We start from the raw sequence: 17,066 nt of genomic DNA on the forward strand, positions 1-17,066 counted from the left end.
TGAGGCTAAAAGGCTTTCGAAACGAAAGAATCAGATGGCCTTAACACGCCTTGCAACCCTAGGCCTGGGCTTGTAGAGAATTTTACTGCCACAGTAGGGACAACGAACCTCTCTCGTAGTCGCGAGGTCGAGCTCAACTTCTCTTCCGCACTTCGCACAGCGATAAAGAGCCTTTACCATGGTAACCACCTCAAATTAGAAAGGATCAGGCCTTGGAGGCCACAACGCGCTTGGCGACCTTCCCGGCCGGGGTGGTCGGGAGGTATGCTCCGCCGGCGAAGGTTGCACCGCACTTCTGGCACTGCCAGATACCGGTGCTTATTCTCCTGACGGCCCTCCTTCCGCAGACGGGACAGACGTGCTTCTGTCTCATCTTGGCCTCAACGGCGGCTACTCTTCTCCTAATCTTCAGACCGTACCTGGGCCCAAACCTTCCAGCTGAACCGACCTTAACAGTCCTTCCCATGAGCATCACCTCTTATTGACCTCATTTTCGCGACTGAAGGGGTTTCCCGGAGACGTTTTATAAACCTTTGCATGTTGGCCTTTCCATGGGATGTGTTGAGGCTTGGAAGAATAGTTGCATGGCGGGCCCGGCGGGATTCGAACCCGCGACCTCCGGCTTAGAAGGCCGGCGCCCTATCCTGCTAGGCTACGGGCCCTCGCCAGAAGGTTTTAAAGCGGTCTTATAAAATTTGTGGTAAAAAGGAAAGGTTCACTTTCTCTTCCTTAGGAGGAGTGGTAGGACTGCCAGTGCCACCACGAGGGCTGGCCCGCAGACCTTGTTGGTGGTGGAAGTTGAACTTGCCTTGGAGCTCTGTGAGGGAGTTGGCGATATCTCCTCGGGACTCTTACCCTCGACCATTACGGCCGTCCACTCCTTGAGCCACTTGTCAGTGTTCTTGGCGAGCTCCTCGCTCGGTATCGAGACGATCTTTGCCTTGCTGACATCGAGGGCATAGCCGAAGCAGGCCGGGGGCTTTACCTCCTCGTTCACGGGATACATCCACTGGTTCAGCGGGAGCTTCTCCTGGGCTTCCTTGCTTATGAGGAAGTTTATGAACTTCTTCGCCAGCTCGATGTGCTTGGAGCCTTTGACTATGCCTGCCCCTTCAATCTGGAGGTAGGCGGTGTTGTTGAGGAATATCGCCCCGATGTTGGTGCTGTTCTCCTCGCAAGCGGCGTACGCTGGGTCAGTGGCATAGCTCACGAATAGTGGGGCCTGTCCCTTGTCCCACATCTCCCAGCCAGCCGACCAGCCCTTGACTATTATAACACCATTGTCCCTGAGCTTGGCCCAGTAGTAGGGCCACCTGTCGCCGTAAACCGCTATCGTCCACAGGAGGAAGGCCATACCAGTCGAGCTCGTCCTCGGGTCTTCGACTATGAGCTTCCCCTTCCACTCGGGCTTGAGGAGCTCTTCAAAGGTCTTCGGCGGGTTCTTCAGCTCGTCCTTCTTGTAAACGATTGCTATGGCACCGTAGTCGTATGGGGTCAGGTAGAAGTTGGGGTCGAAGTTCTTGATTATCCAGTCCGGGATGTACTTGGCGTTTTCGGGCTTGTAGGGGACGAGAACGCCCTCGTTTATTGCCTTCTGAAGGTAGCTGTTGTCTATTCCGACGACGACGTCGGCCTGGGGGTTGTCCTTCTCCATTATGAGCCTGCTGAGAACCTGCCCCGCATCACCGAGGAGAACGAGCTTTACCTTAACACCGTACTCCTTCTCAAAGATAGGGACTATCTGCTTCATCCACGGCTCTATGCTGTCGTAGGAGTACACCGTCAGCGTCTCCTCGGCCTTGGCTGGAACGGCGCTCCAGCCGAGCGAGAGGAGGAGCACCGCGAGGAACAGCGCGAGTATTCTCTTCACGATACCACCTCCATTATCAGGTTGTTGTCTCCAATAACTCGATAATAGAAGGTGCTAAAAAGTTTGCGTCCCAGCTTTGGGAACTTACTCGGACTTCCGGCGCTCCATCTTTATAACGTAGTCAGCAGCGTTCTGGAGAGCCACCGAGAAACCGGGCTCGGTCCCTATGACTATGGTCTCCTTTCCGCGCCTTTTGGCCTCCTGTATTATGGGCAGGAAGTCGGCATCCCTCGTTGCGAGGGCTATGACATCGACGTCCGAGTTGTAAATCAGCTCCATCGCCTCTATCGCTATCCTGACGTCGGTGTCGCCGGCCACGATGACCGGTTCCAGTCCCTGGTTCACAACGGCCTCTATCAACCCCTGAGGCGCGTACTGGTTCAGAACGACCTTCGCGACCCTTATCTTGCCTATTCTTTCAAGGGCCTCCACTATGTCCTCAAGCTTTATCCCGAACTCCTTACGGAGTATGTTGGGCCCGTCTATTATCAAGCCTATGGTTCTCGTCTTTTCTTCTTTTTTCTCTTCCTTCTCGCCCCGTTCCCTCTTAAGAACCTTGTACAGGGTTTCCCTCACTCCTCCTCCCTCCTTGGGGTGAGGACTATGGTGTAGTCCGCCGCGTGCTTGAGCGCAACTGAAAAGCCGGGTTCAACGCCTATCACTATCGTCTCCTTCCCCTTCTCCTTGGCTTTCAGAATTACGGGCAGAAATTCCGCGTTCCTTGTTGCGAGGGCTATTATGTCTATGTTTGGATTGTAGATTTCCCTCATGGCCTCAACCGCGAGCTTCACGCCCGTCTCGCCCGATACTATTATGGCCTCAAACCCCTGGTTTGAGACCGCCTCTATCAATCCCTGGGGGGCGTACTGGTTGAGGATTACCTTCGCGACCCTTATGTCCCCGAAGCCTTCAAGGGCCTCCACTATATCCTCAAGCTTGACACCGAGGTCTTTGCGGAGCATGTTGGGACCGTCGATGAGAAGGGCTATCCTCTTCCCCCTCTTCACTTTCCTCTTCATCATCCCGATGCTTTTGATGCCGTCCTTTGTTATTGAGACTATCCTTTCCCAGCTACCCCCGGGCATGGATGTCACCGATGATATTTTGACATGAACTAAGCGGTACTATCGCCGTTTCTACGGCTAATCCCTATAAAAATGTGTTGTTCAGGGAGGAGACCTCAGAGAAGTCTCTTGTAGTAATACCAGAGTCCCCTGATGATGTCCCTGAGTTCTATCATCGTGAAGGTTTCCGTCCTGTCTATGAGCTTTGCGGTTTCTTCCCAGCTATGAGCTTGTAAAACGCGGTAGATGAGGAGCTTTATCTGCCTCTCGTCGAGGTAGGGCTTCATCCAGCCGTCGAGGAAGTAGAGCTTCACTATCGGCTTTACGGCATCAACCACCGTGTCGTAGGTTAAAACCTTGCCCGTGAAAGCATCCAACCTCTTCCTCTGTATCTCCGTGAGGTGAATCGGGTAATCAACGGCCTCGCCAAAGGGCGTCTCGAAGAGCCAGCGCGCTATCTCGGGTTCGAGCTCGCGGTGGGTATCGCCCAGCCACTCTGTGAACCTTATCCTGAACTCGTCGTTGGCTTTCTTGATGAGCTTTCTTGCCTTCTCGCTTATCGGTTTGAGGACTATCGTGGTGAACTCACCGCTGACCGGGTTTCTCGCTGGACTGAGATGCACAACGGCAAAGCCGTTCCTTATCCAGAAGCGGACGAGCTCTTCACTTGCCCCAAAGCCCGAGCCGATCCAATCGAGGCCCTTCTCTCTGGCCTCTTTCTCAAGAAGCTCTAAAGCTTTGCTTCCCAGTCCCATGTCCATGGCATCCGGGTGGGTCGCTATTCTAACTATGCGGTATCCCTTAAGCCTTGCGAACTCCTTCAAATAGTGGTGCTTGACCATCATATCCGGGATTATGTTTCCCCTCGGCTTGTAGCCCTTGGCCATCTTCTCTATGACGTTCTTCGGTATGTTGCCTTCTTTAGCTATCTGGATTGCCGTCACTATCTTGCCGTTCTTGAGCCTCAAAACTCTCGCCTCGTGGTGGGGGGCATCTGCCAGAAGAGCGACATCACTCGGCCTGTTGCGGTAGTGGGCTAAAATGTAGATTCCGACGAAGTGCCTCAGTTCTGGCCTGTCGTTCTCGAACCAGTCGTCGAGGTCAGGTTTTTCGAGGTAGACCTCCTTTCTCTTTATCAGCTCATAGTCTTCATCGGTGAGCTCGACGGGTTCCGCATCGAGGAGGAGGACGTCAAAGAGCCACTTCTCTATCGGGTCGCCGTAGGCGTATCTAATCGGCTCGTCCATGTGGAGCTCCTTAAACTCTCTCTTCTCCCTTGCCTTCTTGAGGAACTTGACGGAGAAGCCTCTGCCAGCACCTTCGTAGCCGTGGATTGTCGAGGAGTAAACGACGCGCTCCTTGTTGAGGTACTTGTGAAGTATTGGCACGTGGATTCCCGCCGCTTCATCGAGGATGTAGAGGTCTGCGCTCTTTCTGTAGCCCTCGGCTGGAGGGTAATACCTCAGACCTATCTTCCTTGCATAGAGCTCCTTTATGAGGCCCTTCTCCTCCACAACGTAGGGCTTGAAGCCGAGCTTTTCAAGGGCCCTCTTGGCGAAGCGGAAAAGCGATTGAACGTTTTCGGGCTCGGGAGCGGTCACCACTATTCTGGTGCGCTTTCCAAGGGCCAGTGCAAGGCCTATGGCGGCTATTCCAACGGAGACGCTCTTACCCCTTCCCCTGTCGGCCGTGAGAACGAGCATTCCCTCCCTTTCAGCCAACTCCTCAAAGGCCTTGAGAACTTCAACCTGCCCCTCTGTGAGGGCCATCTTATAGAGTTCTCTGGGAAAGAGAGTCTCCTCCGGAATGGGGACGCCTTTCCTTCCCTTTATCCTCGCCTGGCTTTTGCTCCTCTTCGGCTTCTTCTTTATCTTCCCGTTCTCGGTTATGATGTAGATCCCCTCGTGCTCCGTGAACTTCCTGATGAGCCTTCTGTTGAAGCGCTTCTTTACGTCGTCTATGGTGTAAGGTGGCGTAACCAGGCTCTTGTGGAAGCCCGTCCACATATCCTTCCACTTCTTGAAGGGGTGAGCGAGGATGAATATCAGCCCGCCGCCCCTCACCGTCTCGATGATCCTGCCGAGGTCGTTAGGTGAATAATCGTAGCTCATGTCCAGAATTAGAAGGTCATAAGTCCTCCCGAGTATGTCGCGGGTGTGCTTGAAGGTGACAGCCTGAACGTTAACCTCAGAACCCGCCAAAACGTCAAAGTGCTTTCTAAACGCTTCATAACGCTTCCTTCCGAAGGTCTCCTCGCCGAGGGCATCAGTTGCGTAAAGAACCTCGATTTTATCCTCGCTTTCATCGCGGAGGCGCTTCTTAATCAGCTCGTCAAGGATATCGCTTAAAACCCTCGCAGAAGCACCAGCTAGGATCCCCGCCACTTCGGCTTTCCTCTCGGTGTCCCCTTCGATGACTATCATTCTCCTGTGAAACTTCTCAAGGGCTTGAGCGAGGGCAGTCTCGGTGAGCTTCAAAACCTCGTCCTTGACCTTCTCACTTTTAGCGTAGTCTCTCACTTCCCTGTCAAAGCGAACCTTAACCGTCATCTCTCCTCCCCCGATAAAGGGGAGAGGGGGGATTTAAAAAGATGGTGATCAGTTTCTATAAATCCTTGATGTTACCACAATACTCTCTAGCGTCAACTTCTGTCTTTGTGTTACTCATCTAACAACTTCTTTAATGTCGCGGTGAGTGCTCTCAAATGAACTTTCTTCCTGATTTCTGAATTAACTCTCCTTCTTAACTGAGTTTCATCTGGAAGGAGGATTATGGAGACTTTTCCATTTAGCTCTCTTTGGACTCTTTTGACAATTTCCCTGTATGATTTACTACCAATATATGCAACAACCCACCTATTTTTTGCATAGGTTTCTAGAAACTCTTTAAGTCTGGTGGATACTAGGTTCACTTGTTTCTCAGGGGTACGAGAGGATAATATGAAGTCATATTCCAAGATTGGGGGCTCCGTTTCAAAATTCTGCGGAACTGGACCATACATGCCAGAGAGAGTGACTTTTTCGATCTTCCTTAAGTTAATGCCCTGCTCCTGAAGATATCTAAAAATAACTTTGTGGGTTGTAGATTTTGAGTAAGGTTTCTTAGGAGTACATGATAATAGTAGAATAACTTTCTTCTCGGGAGAGACATAATAAGAGGTTTTTGTTATGTCAAACTTGGTGGGGTCACGCTTTAAGGATATTTTTCTAGTGTAGAACTGCTCTCTAGAGATTTTTGGAAGTTTCAGCCCCAATTCATTGATAATCTCAATAAAATCATCATCAATTGTGGACAATTTGGCAATTATTTTTAAAAGCTTACTATCATTGCGAGAATAATTAACAAGCCACTCCTTAAATTCACGGGAATTTGGATAGTATGCAGTTATTTCATCAACAAGTTTTAGTTGCATAGAGAGGTTATGCAGGGCGATTATGCCATAAATGTCTGACTTGATTATTTTTTGACCATTAAGATGGTAATGAGAATAACTCTTGCTTCTTAAGATTTTTTTGACCATTCGAAGATTTTGACCTCCAATCCGAGCACAGAAAGGACATGAGTCTAGGTCTTTGTTTGTGATTTCATGAAATCTCTTTTTTCGGTTATACGAAACAAAAAACTGGAGATTCTGAGCTGCTTTGACATACGTATTACTGTCAAAACTATTCACACCAAGATAATACATAAAAGGCACAATCTTTCCTGAAATACCAAAAATATGTACAGGCACATCTTCCAAAGTATGGGACATCTCCCGCAATGTATCCCTAACGGCCTTTATTATCTCAACAATAAGCTCATAATGATTCTTTATTGGAACCATTGAACCTATCGCCAGTCCAAACGGGTAATTAGAATACCTGTTGAATCCTGCTTCTTCAAGTGCACCCACCAATGAGTTGAGATAATATTGAATCTCCTTGTAGGATCTGCCGTGAACGGCAAGATACGGAAAAACTAGTGCTTTGTATGTGTCATACACTAACTCCATTAGACGTACTGCGTTTAGGATACTTTTCCCCATTCTCTCCTTAGTTTCTTTTTCATTTAAACCAGGAGGTATTGGATAATCCAAAGAGGCAACATAGTCTGCACCAAGTTTAAGTTGCAAATCTAAGATGCTCTCAGGTGTCGCCTTGAGCTTGTATTTTGATAAATCGTACTCCTTATTGTACAGGAGTTTGAAACCACCGCTATCTGCAAATAACGTTGGAGAATACTCAGGATTTTCTTGTGCAATCCAGTCTTTTAATGTTCGCCCTCCTTCAAACCACTCATTAAAACTCTTTTCACTGAGATCAAAATCCACAAAATGGAGAACTTGAGTCATAATTGCAGGCAATTTCAACTCCCGTATAATTCCCCGTTTAATAGATTTCCAGATACCACCATTTCGAAGAACTCCTGGGGGACCTGTCATGAAATTAACGACAGGGAAAAATGTGAATTCTTGTAATGGCTTTGGACGGGCCGACATATTTAATCCCTACTCTCAAAGCCTCACGTTAGATTTAAAAATGTTTAGTGCTCTGCTATAGAAATGAAGGTGTAGTCATTATGAGTAAGGCAGGCTTAACGTTACATCCAAGCGAGATTGCTAGATATTTTGAGCTTGATAAATGTCCAAAATATGTCTTCTGGCTAAGTAGAAAGAACGAGCTTGAAAAAAGTTCAGAGAATCTAGATGAGAAAATAAAAAAACGCTTGAAAGGTGAAATTGATAAAGTGCTAAGGAAACATGGTAAAAATTTCGAAAAAGCTCAGCAAAGAATATTGGCTAGGATAAGCCAAATCTCTGAAGTACGAGACAATAGCAGTTTTGATGAACTAGTAGATTACATCATCAACAAACGAGGATGCAATAAAGAAGCGTGCATCTTTACCCAACCTTCTTTAGAAGGTACAATTGGGATTTATGTTATTGAAGGCAGGGCTGATATTGTCTTGGTAAGACACTCAGGACAAAAAACCGAGATATGGGTTTTTGAAGCAAAGTTCACTAATCAAGAGAAGTTCCATCACAGACTCCAAGCTATAATATACGCGAAGTTGATTTACGATGCTGTCCACAAGCAAATCCAAGAGCAAGGACGTTCGCTTGAGATTTATGTTTCGGTTCTAACAAAAAAGAACAATCTAGAATTGGGATTAGATAAAATAAAAAAACTCAGATTTCCCGACGAAACAAGAACATATGTTGAAATTTTAGAAAGTACTTTGAAAAAAGATGGAATTTTTGATAAGATACTAACAGGGGAGGAGACTCCCAGATTCTGGATTAGCAAAAGATGTCAAGGGTGCCCCTACGAAGCATTTTGCATTAAAGAGGCTGTGGAGAAAAAAGGTCTGGAATTGTTAGGCATTCGACCTGGTGATCAAGAAATTCTAGAAGAGATAGGTATTCGCTCGTTAGAAGATTTGGCAGATTTATATGAGTATCCTGAAAAGTTTTATCCTGCAGGACGTGAGGGATTTAAACATTTCAGACCAAAGCCCGGTAAAGAGGATATTATAAATACTGTATTAAATAAGCTCAATATATCCAATCTCCAAAAACTTGCCCAAGGTGCATATCGGCTCGTAAGGGAGTTAAATTGTAATCCAGATAATTTCTCTGATTGGATACAAGGCTCTGGATATAATCTACCAAGGGACATCTACGATGAAACTCAACTCAGGAGGAAGGGCATATCCCCACCAGGATATCCTTCGGGTTCGCTAATCCGAGTTTATATCTTTGTCCAACATGATCCTATCCATGATAGAGTGGTATTGTTGAGTGCAACTGTAGATAATACTTTAACTGGCAAGTCTAGGAATATCTCTGAGCTAATACACATACCAATCGAAAAATTAAGTAACTCTCAATACAGGGATTTTGAAGATAAGATACTAGACTTTTTTGAGAAGGAACTTTTAGAGAATTTCTTTAAAAAGCTAATCTGGGCAATTAATGATATCAAACCACAATTACCTGGGGATCAATGTTATATTCACCTATACTTTTACAGCAAGTTCCAGCGCTTTAAATTTATGGATGCAATAAGAAGACATAAAAAACTCTATGGATACAAACCCATAAGATGGCTACTTGGGCTAAGAAAAGAGATTGATCAAGAGATGGTGTCTATTCTCAAAGACGAAATAACTAAAAGACATGCCTTAAGATTTCCTGGACTTGGAATTATCCCAGTTGTAGCCCACTATTATTGGAATGGAAATGATTATTATTGGAATAACGAGTATAATGGATGGTTTAGGTGGGACCCGGACATAAAATCAGAGTTTGAAGAACTTTTTAGAATTGGAGCAGCAAAAAAGTGCTCAGATAATAATGACGACAATGATATACATCTAGACCTGGCCAGAGTTGAAGATATATTTCCCAATGGTACTGCGAGAATCCCCTCTTGGATATATCCCGTAATAAACAGAGAGATTGAACAGATTCCCCTTGAGTACATCTGGAAGTTAACTACTTCAAAGTCTGGAAGAATAAAACTTGAGAAACTCGCAATTAATCTTGCACTTGCAATAAGGCATATAGAACGGAGTATACCTGAATGGTCCAAAGACGTAACAATCCCAAAAGAACCTATTCCCGCAGATGCATTAGAAACACTAGGATTTGAAAACATTTCACTAGCAGAGGTCTTAATTGAGTATCAGAAACTAGAATATCAAGCAAAGAAAGAGCAACTCTTTGAGCATTACCGGCTAAGCACTCTCGAACGGACAAATACCGACAAATCTGTCCGACTTAAAGTAGTTGAGATTAAGACTGATGAAACTTCCAATATCATAATATCTGGGAAAATTGTGTCTCCTGAGGGAGACTTATACAATCTGGATTCTGGGTCTCCACTTTCTCTTTCGGAGGGATCATGGGTAGTGATAACACCTATTGATCGCTCTGGAAGAGAAATTTGGCCATACTCCTTCCCAGAGTCAAAAAGAATGTCAATATTGTCGTCCATACTTAGAATAAGAGAAACCTATGATTCAGTAACTATGGATCTCTTGGTATACAAAATTTCGAAGACCCCTTGGAATAGAGATTCATTATATTTCGTTGAGAAGCATCCGCAGTCATTTAAAGTAAGAGGCAATTCTATAATAATCACGGATACCTACCATCCTCTTTACGGTACCCAGATTAGCAAAGAGCAAGATATTATTATTGACGAAGCGTTGGATAATATTGTTATGTCATATTCCCACAAATACCTTTTGAATATTCTCCGTTTAGAACAAACACCTGAACAATTAGCTCACTTCAATCCAATATATTATGTATTAGCTAATATTTACACTAACTCGAGTAAAATCACAAAGAGTTTTATGAATTCGATATTATTGCCATCCAAATGGAATCCAAAGGATGTTGTTGAATTCGTCAAAAAACTTGAACGCTCTGGAAAACACCCCAACAGAAGTCAGAAGCGATTTATTCATGATATTTCCAGAAAAATAGTCCTTTTACAAGGACCTCCTGGAACCGGGAAAACTTCATCTGCAATAGCCCCTGCAGTTCTTAGTAGGGCATATTCTGCAATAAAAAACAAGAAGAAGCAGATGTTTTTTGTCACGGCAATCTCTCATACTGCCATTAACGAAGCTCTTAAAAAAATAATTAGTTTAAAAAAGGAACTGGCCAATCCAAACTTAGACAAGAACTTCACAACAGCGTTAAACAACATTCATATATATAGGCTTGTAAACAGCGAGTATCAAAGAAACATTCTAATTGAAAGAGAGCTACGAGGATATGAAGACTACATTGAATTCATCAACTACAAATCTGAAAGAGATGTAGACAAAATTTTACACAAATATCTTGTGGCTGGGAAGAAAAGACGTAAAAAATCAAAATCTAAGTATCATGATTTAGAGTCATTTATAACCGGATTTTCTGAAATTCCCATATTCTTTGGAACCCCCGGAGCAATGAAAAAGTTCTTTGAAGAACTCTCCGAGAAATTACCTAAAGAGGACTCTTTCTTAAAGGATTCCAAAGAATTTGTAGACTTATTAGTTATTGATGAAGCTAGCATGATGGACTTACCAACGTTTTTCTTAGTAACTTCCTTTCTCAAAGAAAATGGGCAAATCCTACTAGTCGGGGACCATAGACAAATGCAACCGATTCAACAACATGACTGGGAACATGAAGATCGTGAAACAATTGAACAACATACACCATTCCTGTCTGCTATCAATTTTATAAGATTCCTACGTGGAGAACTCTCCGGATTGGAAAGAGAAGAGTTCAAAAAAGTCCTCTATAGAGACCCCCCATCTTGGGAATGCGATAAGCTGAAAGACGTAATCTTACCCTTCCATCGGCTTGATGAAACATATAGGTTGCCCCAGGTCTCTGCAGATATGCATACTGATTTATTTTATAAATACGATGGTATTAGATTAAAGAGCAAGAAAGAGGACTCACCAAGATTTAGGGAGATGCTATCAGAACACATCAATTCTGAACTAAAAGGTAGACCATGTGCTAATGCTCTCTTTCCGGAATATCCTATAACACTGATACTCCATAATGAAAACAAATCCACAAAGATTAATGAAGTTGAAAAGCTAATTATTGCAGAGTTAATTAGAAACCTCCCAGAAGAATACACTGCCCAAGACAAGCTTGGGATTGTTGTACCATTCAAGGCACAGCGCGCTCAGATTAAAAGTCTCCTCAGAGGGCTGGGGCTAGAACATGTTCAAGTTGATACTGTTGAAAGATTCCAAGGTGGAGAAAAAGACATTATAATCATCTCTCTAACGGCAAGTGATCCCTCCTATATAAGTGCAGTCTTAGAGTTTCTGTTTAACCCCAATAGACTTAATGTTGCCATGAGCAGAATGAAAGAAAAGCTCATATTGATAGGATCGCAAGAAGTATTTAATGCAACAACAACAGATGTCCAGAAGTTTGAAGAACTAATAGAACCTTGGAGAGCCCTGTTTAGAAAGATACGGACTTATGGGGAAGAATTGTGGCGTGGGACTCTGGAGGATTTTGTTAGAGAGATGGACACCGATAATAATGGATATCAAAAAACACTAGAAAAATACAAGGAGACTAACATAGAAATCTTCGGAATAAACAAATGGCCTAAGCGTCCATAATTTTAGATACCCATCGAAACGCTAAGCTTTTATACGAAAAGAGCCGAGTTAATTTGGTGGTTCTAAATGGTGAAAGGCCTTACCGAGAAAGACCTCGGAAAGTTCAAGCTCGTGGGAAACATCGACGCCTTCAAGAGAAGGCTCGTTTTCCAGGTGACGGAGATAAACCTCGAAAAGGATGACTACTTCTCAAGGCTCTACCTCTACGACGGGAGAAAGGTTAAACCCTTTACCTCAGGCAAGAAGGACTCCAATCCGAGATTTTCGCCGGACGGGAGGCTCGTGGCCTTCACCTCGAAGCGTGACAAGGAAAGTAAAGAGGCCGAGCTCTACGTCATCCTGACCGACGGCGGCGAGGCGAGGCTCTTAGCAAAGTTCAAATATGGGATAAGAAACCTCCGCTTTACCGAGGACGGGAAGAGCATAGCGGTCGTTACGCCGATAGACGTCGAGAAGAAGCCGAAGGATGACGTCCACATCATCAAGGAAATACCCTTCTGGTTCAACGGCGTTGGCTGGGTTTACGGGAAGAGGAGCGTTGTCTATCTGGTGGACGTCGAAACCGGGAAGAAGAAGCGCCTGACGCCAAAGAACCTCGACGTCTCTCAAATCCGCTTCCACAACAGCAAGCTCTACTTTATTGCCCAAGAGGACCGCGAGAAGAAGCCGATGGTCAGCGACCTCTACGTCCTTGAGGGGAGGAAAGCAAAGCGCCTAACCCCCGGGAAGTGGAGCATTAGCGACTTCATCCCGCTTGAAGATGGAACCTTCATTCTCAAGGCTAACACTAGGGAAAGGGGAATTCCAACGAACACGCACATCTACCACTACAACCCCGAGACCGGCGAGATGAGAAAGCTTACTGCGGAACTCGATCGCTCCGCTTACAACTCGCTCAACTGCGACGTTCGCGGTTCTCAGAGGGCGGAGTTAGCTTTTAAGGATGGCTGGGTTTACTACGTCGCCACCGACGGCCCGAGGGCGAACCTCTTCAGGGTAAACCTCGACGGAAAGATAGAGCGCGTTGTCGGCGGAGACAGAAGCGTCGAGAGCTTTGCGATAGGAGATTACATAGCCTTCACCGCTCAGGACGCGGTCACTCCAACGGAGCTTTACATCCTGAGGGACGGGAAAGAAAAGAGGGTTACGGACTTCAACGGCTGGATAAAGGAGTACACTCTCTCACAGCCCGAGCACTTTAAGGTCAAGGCGAGCGATGGGGTTGAGATAGACGCGTGGGTAATGAAGCCCGTTGGCTTCGAGCCGGGCAAGAAGTATCCCGCGGTTCTTGAGATCCACGGCGGGCCTAAAACCACTTACGGCTACTCCTTCATGCACGAGTTCCATGTTTTGACGGCCAAGGGCTTCGTGGTCATCTTCTCCAATCCGCGCGGAAGCGATGGCTACGGTGAGGAGTTCGCCGATATAAGGGAGCACTACGGGGAGAGGGATTATCAGGACCTGATGGAGGTCGTTGATGAAGCCGTTAAGCGCTTCGACTTCATTGATCCGGAGAGAATAGGTGTCACCGGGGGTTCATACGGCGGCTTCATGACGAACTGGATAGTGGGCCACACGAACCGCTTTAAGGCCGCGGTAACTCAGCGTTCCATCTCGAACTGGACGAGCTTCTTTGGGACGACGGATATAGGATACTACTTTGCCCCGGACCAGATAGGCTCTGATCCGTGGAGCAACACCGAGGGCTACTGGGAGAAGAGCCCGCTGAAGTACGCGCCGAACGTTGAAACGCCCTTGCTGATAATCCACTCGATGGAGGACTACCGGTGCTGGCTTCCGGAGGCACTCCAGTTCTTTACAGCTCTCAAATATCTCGGAAAGACGGTCGAGCTTGCACTCTTCCCGGGCGAGAACCACGACCTATCCCGCTCTGGCAAGCCGAAGCACAGGGTTAAGAGACTTGAGCTTATTGCCGGGTGGATGGAGAGGTGGCTGAAGGAGTGAGTTTCCCTTTTCGCAATCTTTAAATACGTGAATACACATAATTACGTGCGGTGATCCCATGCCCAACATAACCCTCTCCGTCCCCCCGGAGCTTTACAGGAAGATGAAGGAGCATCCGGAGATAAAGTGGAGCGAAGTGGCGAGAAGGGCCATAGCCGAATACCTCGCGAAAATCGAGGTGGAAGAGCTTGAATCGGAGGAACTGCTCTCCCTCCTCGGTGAAGACTTCAGGAAGGAGCTTGAGGAAACTCCCGTTGAGAAGTACGAGGAAGCGCTCAAAGAAACGAGGGATGCGGAATGGAAGAGGCTCTCTACGACACCAACGTCCTGATTGATGCCCTCAAATCCGGGGAGAAGCTCAATGGCTACACAACGGTTCTCAACATCGTCGAGTTCCCGAAAGGTCTTGAGCTTGGCTTGACCGTGATAACCCCAACTCTGGAGGATTACCTCCTGGCAATTAAAATTTCGCAGGCGATGGTGAAAAAAGGAACCTCGGTTCCGGCCGTTGATGCACTCGTAGCGGCCGTGGCCATCAACAGGGATTTAAAGCTCGTAACGAAAGACAGGCACTTCGGGTGGATAAAGGAGGAGTTTGGGGGGTTAAAACTCATCGAACGGTGATTCCCAATGGTTAAGCCTCCAATTTTTAACTCTCATCTCAAAGGCCTCGTTTCGTAGCTCTCTCGAGAGCTCGTTTGATTTTAACATACTGGGCTTCCTCTTCCGAGGAACTCTCTGGGATTTCATCAGCTCTGGAAACCCGAATCCAGATATAAAGAGGAAACAGCATGGCTATACTGGCGAAATAAATCGTAAATACTGAGTCTGCTCTAATAGACTTGAGGATGTAGAATACCCATCCGACGGAGGCAGGAAGAGCAATTACCCTTAGGACTCTGTTCAGGAGCTCATACCTGTTGATGAACAAAGCTACATAAAAAGCCAAGATACCGAGCCAAGCAGTATGCTCACCGTAGGTTATGAGCGATATGGGTACAATCTCAACTCCCGTTAAAGCGGGTTTTTTGAGAGTGTAGCCTTTTCCAACCTCTTCAAGTGTGTTAGCCTCTTCTCTGAACAGGAGAAGGAGGAAAGTGGCAATCAGCGAGGGAATGAGGATAGAAAAGTCCCCCTCCATGTTCTCAGGACTTCCGAGGAAGTAGAGTATGACAAGCGAAGTATAGAGAGAAATCACAAGAATGGCGTACAATGTGAGCCCATAGAGCCATCTGCTTGGACCTTTTGGCGTTTCTTTTTTCTCAGGTTTGGTCCTGGGAGCCTTTCCAGTTGCTAGCCTTGCAATTTCAAGCAGGTCTTTGTAAAAAGCAACAATGATGGCGATAAAGATAAGTGGAAGAACGGGTTTTATTGAGTTCCATATGGTTGAAAGAACGTCCCCGTCTATGAACACTTTGGCAGTTACCCTTTCCTCTTTTCCATCCTTAATAACAAAAGTTAGAGTATGCCACTTGTCGTAGAAGACCCACTTTTCACAGCAGTAGTCCGAGCCCCGATACACAAAGGAAATCACTTCTCCAGAGGGGATTTCAACCGTGAAGGAGCCCTTTCCTGTGTAAAAGCCGTCGCTATTGGGGTACAACATCTCCCCACTTTGGTAGGATATGAGAAAGGAACCACTAACTTTATACCCGTCAATTGAGAGGAGTTTAATCGAAACGTTTCCTTCTCCATAAACGGTACAGGTTATAATGTCTCCTATGTGAACTTTCTCTATGCAGTCTATTTTGGCCCCAGAAACCGGGTTGAGAGCCATCAAGAGTAACAGAACCAAAACCAAAAAGCTCTTTCTCATGCACTTCCCTCCCTCTTCATCTCCCTTATCACTCTATCGAACTTTTCGAGAAGTTCTCTCACTTCAGGGCTCCTCTGGATTATGGGCAGTTGTTCAATCGTTGGAGCGCTCTTGACTTTCGAGACGACGTAATGGGGATGGAGAAAGGCTAGAGCCAAAAACGCAATGATAAAGAGGAGGTCCGCGTTCGTGATGAAGACAAGGGTAAAGGCCACAGCCAGGGAAACCGGGAGGGCGAGCCTTCTCATTTTCCTGTTTAACTCATGGTCTTGGTTGAGGAGGAAGGGAACAAAGAAGAGAAACGAACCCAGAGCTGTAGGCCATCCACCAAATGGTATCATCACCGAGGGTGTCCATTCAAGGCCCGTAATAGGAGCCTCTCTGATTACGTAGGGATGTCCGCTTTTTTCTGCTTCCCTGACGAACACCAGCCACTCGAGGGTTAATCCTATCAGCACGGTTGTGGGAAGGTACAGCCTGAAATCGTTCGGGATTCTCTCTGGGGTGGCCAGTAGGTAGAAAATCCACGGCGCTGCAAGTATCCCAAGGAAAAGGAAGAGAAAGGCCGAACTTATGAAGGAAGACCTCGACGGTTCGGGTGGTTTTGGCCTGTTCTCTTCTTCCCGGTTCTCCGCCCGTTTGACCTTCAAAAGCTCCACCAGTTTTGAGAGAAATATTATCGCCAGGGCAATACCAAGAGCAACTCCAATCACGTAAAGAAAACGAACGATCTCCTTATCCTCCCATGGATAAGGAATTCTGCCGGAGATGTAGACTGTGACGTTCTCTTCTTCAACCGTTCCGTTTCTATGGATCACGGCAAACGTCACGGTGTTTTTCTTGTTGTAGAAGACCCAGTAATGCTCCGGCTCCAGCCACGCTTTATCCGCGACAACCCTCATAGCGTCCTTTAAGTCAGCTGAGAAGTTGAAAGGAACCCTGAAATAATGCCTTCGTGCGTTTCCGGTTATCATTCCGTTCCAGTCGATTGAATGGCCGGTTGCCCAGACATCTGAGTCAATCTGAATCCCGTCAAACGCCTTCAGATAGACCTTAACGCTCTCATTGTTCTCCCCAAGAAGGGTGCACCTTAAGGTGAGGTTTGGAGCACTGACGTGGTCATCGCAGGAAAGACTAACCCCCGCAACAGAAGGAATGAAGAGGAGTGTGATCAGGATCGGTACTATTAGCCTCCTCATTTTAAACTCCCGCG

General features: G+C 46.4%; 13 protein-coding genes and 1 tRNA gene. 4 read left to right on the top strand and 10 right to left on the bottom strand.

The features are described 5' to 3' along the window. Window positions 1-30 precede the first annotated feature (30 nt). The 8 genes from MVC73_RS08540 to MVC73_RS08575 all read right to left on the bottom strand — a co-directional run bounded on the left by MVC73_RS08540 (window position 31) and on the right by MVC73_RS08575 (window position 7,414). The gene (locus tag MVC73_RS08540; protein ID WP_297509701.1) at window positions 31-180 is read right to left on the bottom strand and encodes a DNA-directed RNA polymerase subunit P; all 150 of its coding nucleotides are present in this window, start codon (window positions 178-180) and stop codon (window positions 31-33) included. 25 nt (window positions 181-205) lie between these two features. Next, complete coding sequence (locus MVC73_RS08545) at window positions 206-466, bottom strand: 50S ribosomal protein L37ae (protein WP_297500049.1); 261 nt, start codon at window positions 464-466, stop codon at window positions 206-208. A gap of 119 nt (window positions 467-585) precedes the next feature. Then, window positions 586-662, bottom strand: a tRNA-Arg gene (locus tag MVC73_RS08550). Between the two features lie 53 nt (window positions 663-715). Then, window positions 716-1,870: a thiamine ABC transporter substrate binding subunit gene (locus MVC73_RS08555; RefSeq protein WP_297509704.1), complete on the bottom strand. Its 1,155-nt coding sequence runs from the start codon at window positions 1,868-1,870 to the stop codon at window positions 716-718. An 84-nt stretch (window positions 1,871-1,954) separates the two neighbouring features. Beyond that, window positions 1,955-2,446 (bottom strand): TIGR00288 family NYN domain-containing protein, encoded by a 492-nt coding sequence (locus tag MVC73_RS08560; RefSeq protein ID WP_297509707.1) that lies wholly within the window; start codon window positions 2,444-2,446, stop codon window positions 1,955-1,957. Continuing rightward, window positions 2,443-2,955: a TIGR00288 family NYN domain-containing protein gene (locus MVC73_RS08565; protein ID WP_297509710.1), complete on the bottom strand. Its 513-nt coding sequence runs from the start codon at window positions 2,953-2,955 to the stop codon at window positions 2,443-2,445. The genes MVC73_RS08560 and MVC73_RS08565 overlap by 4 nt, the downstream gene beginning before the upstream one ends. A gap of 95 nt (window positions 2,956-3,050) precedes the next feature. Then, window positions 3,051-5,483, bottom strand: a complete 2,433-nt coding sequence (locus MVC73_RS08570; RefSeq protein ID WP_297509713.1) for a tRNA(Met) cytidine acetyltransferase TmcA — start codon at window positions 5,481-5,483, stop codon at window positions 3,051-3,053. 110 nt (window positions 5,484-5,593) lie between these two features. Then, a complete protein-coding gene (locus MVC73_RS08575; RefSeq protein ID WP_297509717.1) occupies window positions 5,594-7,414 on the bottom strand; it encodes a DUF5591 domain-containing protein in 1,821 nt (606 codons plus the stop codon). Between the two features lie 80 nt (window positions 7,415-7,494). Here MVC73_RS08575 and MVC73_RS08580 point away from each other — a divergent pair, with 80 nt between their 5' ends. The 4 genes from MVC73_RS08580 to MVC73_RS08595 all read left to right on the top strand — a co-directional run bounded on the left by MVC73_RS08580 (window position 7,495) and on the right by MVC73_RS08595 (window position 14,661). Further along, the gene (locus MVC73_RS08580; RefSeq protein WP_297509720.1) at window positions 7,495-12,072 is read left to right on the top strand and encodes an AAA domain-containing protein; all 4,578 of its coding nucleotides are present in this window, start codon (window positions 7,495-7,497) and stop codon (window positions 12,070-12,072) included. Between the two features lie 66 nt (window positions 12,073-12,138). Continuing rightward, the gene (locus MVC73_RS08585; RefSeq protein ID WP_297509723.1) at window positions 12,139-14,037 is read left to right on the top strand and encodes a S9 family peptidase; all 1,899 of its coding nucleotides are present in this window, start codon (window positions 12,139-12,141) and stop codon (window positions 14,035-14,037) included. A gap of 58 nt (window positions 14,038-14,095) precedes the next feature. Then, window positions 14,096-14,368 carry a hypothetical protein gene (locus tag MVC73_RS08590; protein ID WP_297509725.1) on the top strand — a complete coding sequence of 91 codons (273 nt, stop codon included), beginning with the start codon at window positions 14,096-14,098 and terminating at the stop codon, window positions 14,366-14,368. Beyond that, window positions 14,335-14,661: a PIN domain-containing protein gene (locus MVC73_RS08595; RefSeq protein WP_297509728.1), complete on the top strand. Its 327-nt coding sequence runs from the start codon at window positions 14,335-14,337 to the stop codon at window positions 14,659-14,661. Before MVC73_RS08590 ends, MVC73_RS08595 begins: the two co-directional genes overlap by 34 nt. Window positions 14,662-14,698: 37 nt before the next feature. Here the strand turns inward: MVC73_RS08595 and MVC73_RS08600 are convergent, their stop codons facing one another. Then, window positions 14,699-15,853 (bottom strand): hypothetical protein, encoded by a 1,155-nt coding sequence (locus MVC73_RS08600; RefSeq protein ID WP_297509731.1) that lies wholly within the window; start codon window positions 15,851-15,853, stop codon window positions 14,699-14,701. Beyond that, window positions 15,850-17,052 carry a hypothetical protein gene (locus MVC73_RS08605; protein WP_297509734.1) on the bottom strand — a complete coding sequence of 401 codons (1,203 nt, stop codon included), beginning with the start codon at window positions 17,050-17,052 and terminating at the stop codon, window positions 15,850-15,852. The genes MVC73_RS08600 and MVC73_RS08605 overlap by 4 nt, the downstream gene beginning before the upstream one ends. Window positions 17,053-17,066 lie beyond the last annotated feature (14 nt).

This window comes from Thermococcus sp., from assembly GCF_027052235.1.
GTDB lineage: Archaea > Methanobacteriota_B > Thermococci > Thermococcales > Thermococcaceae > Thermococcus.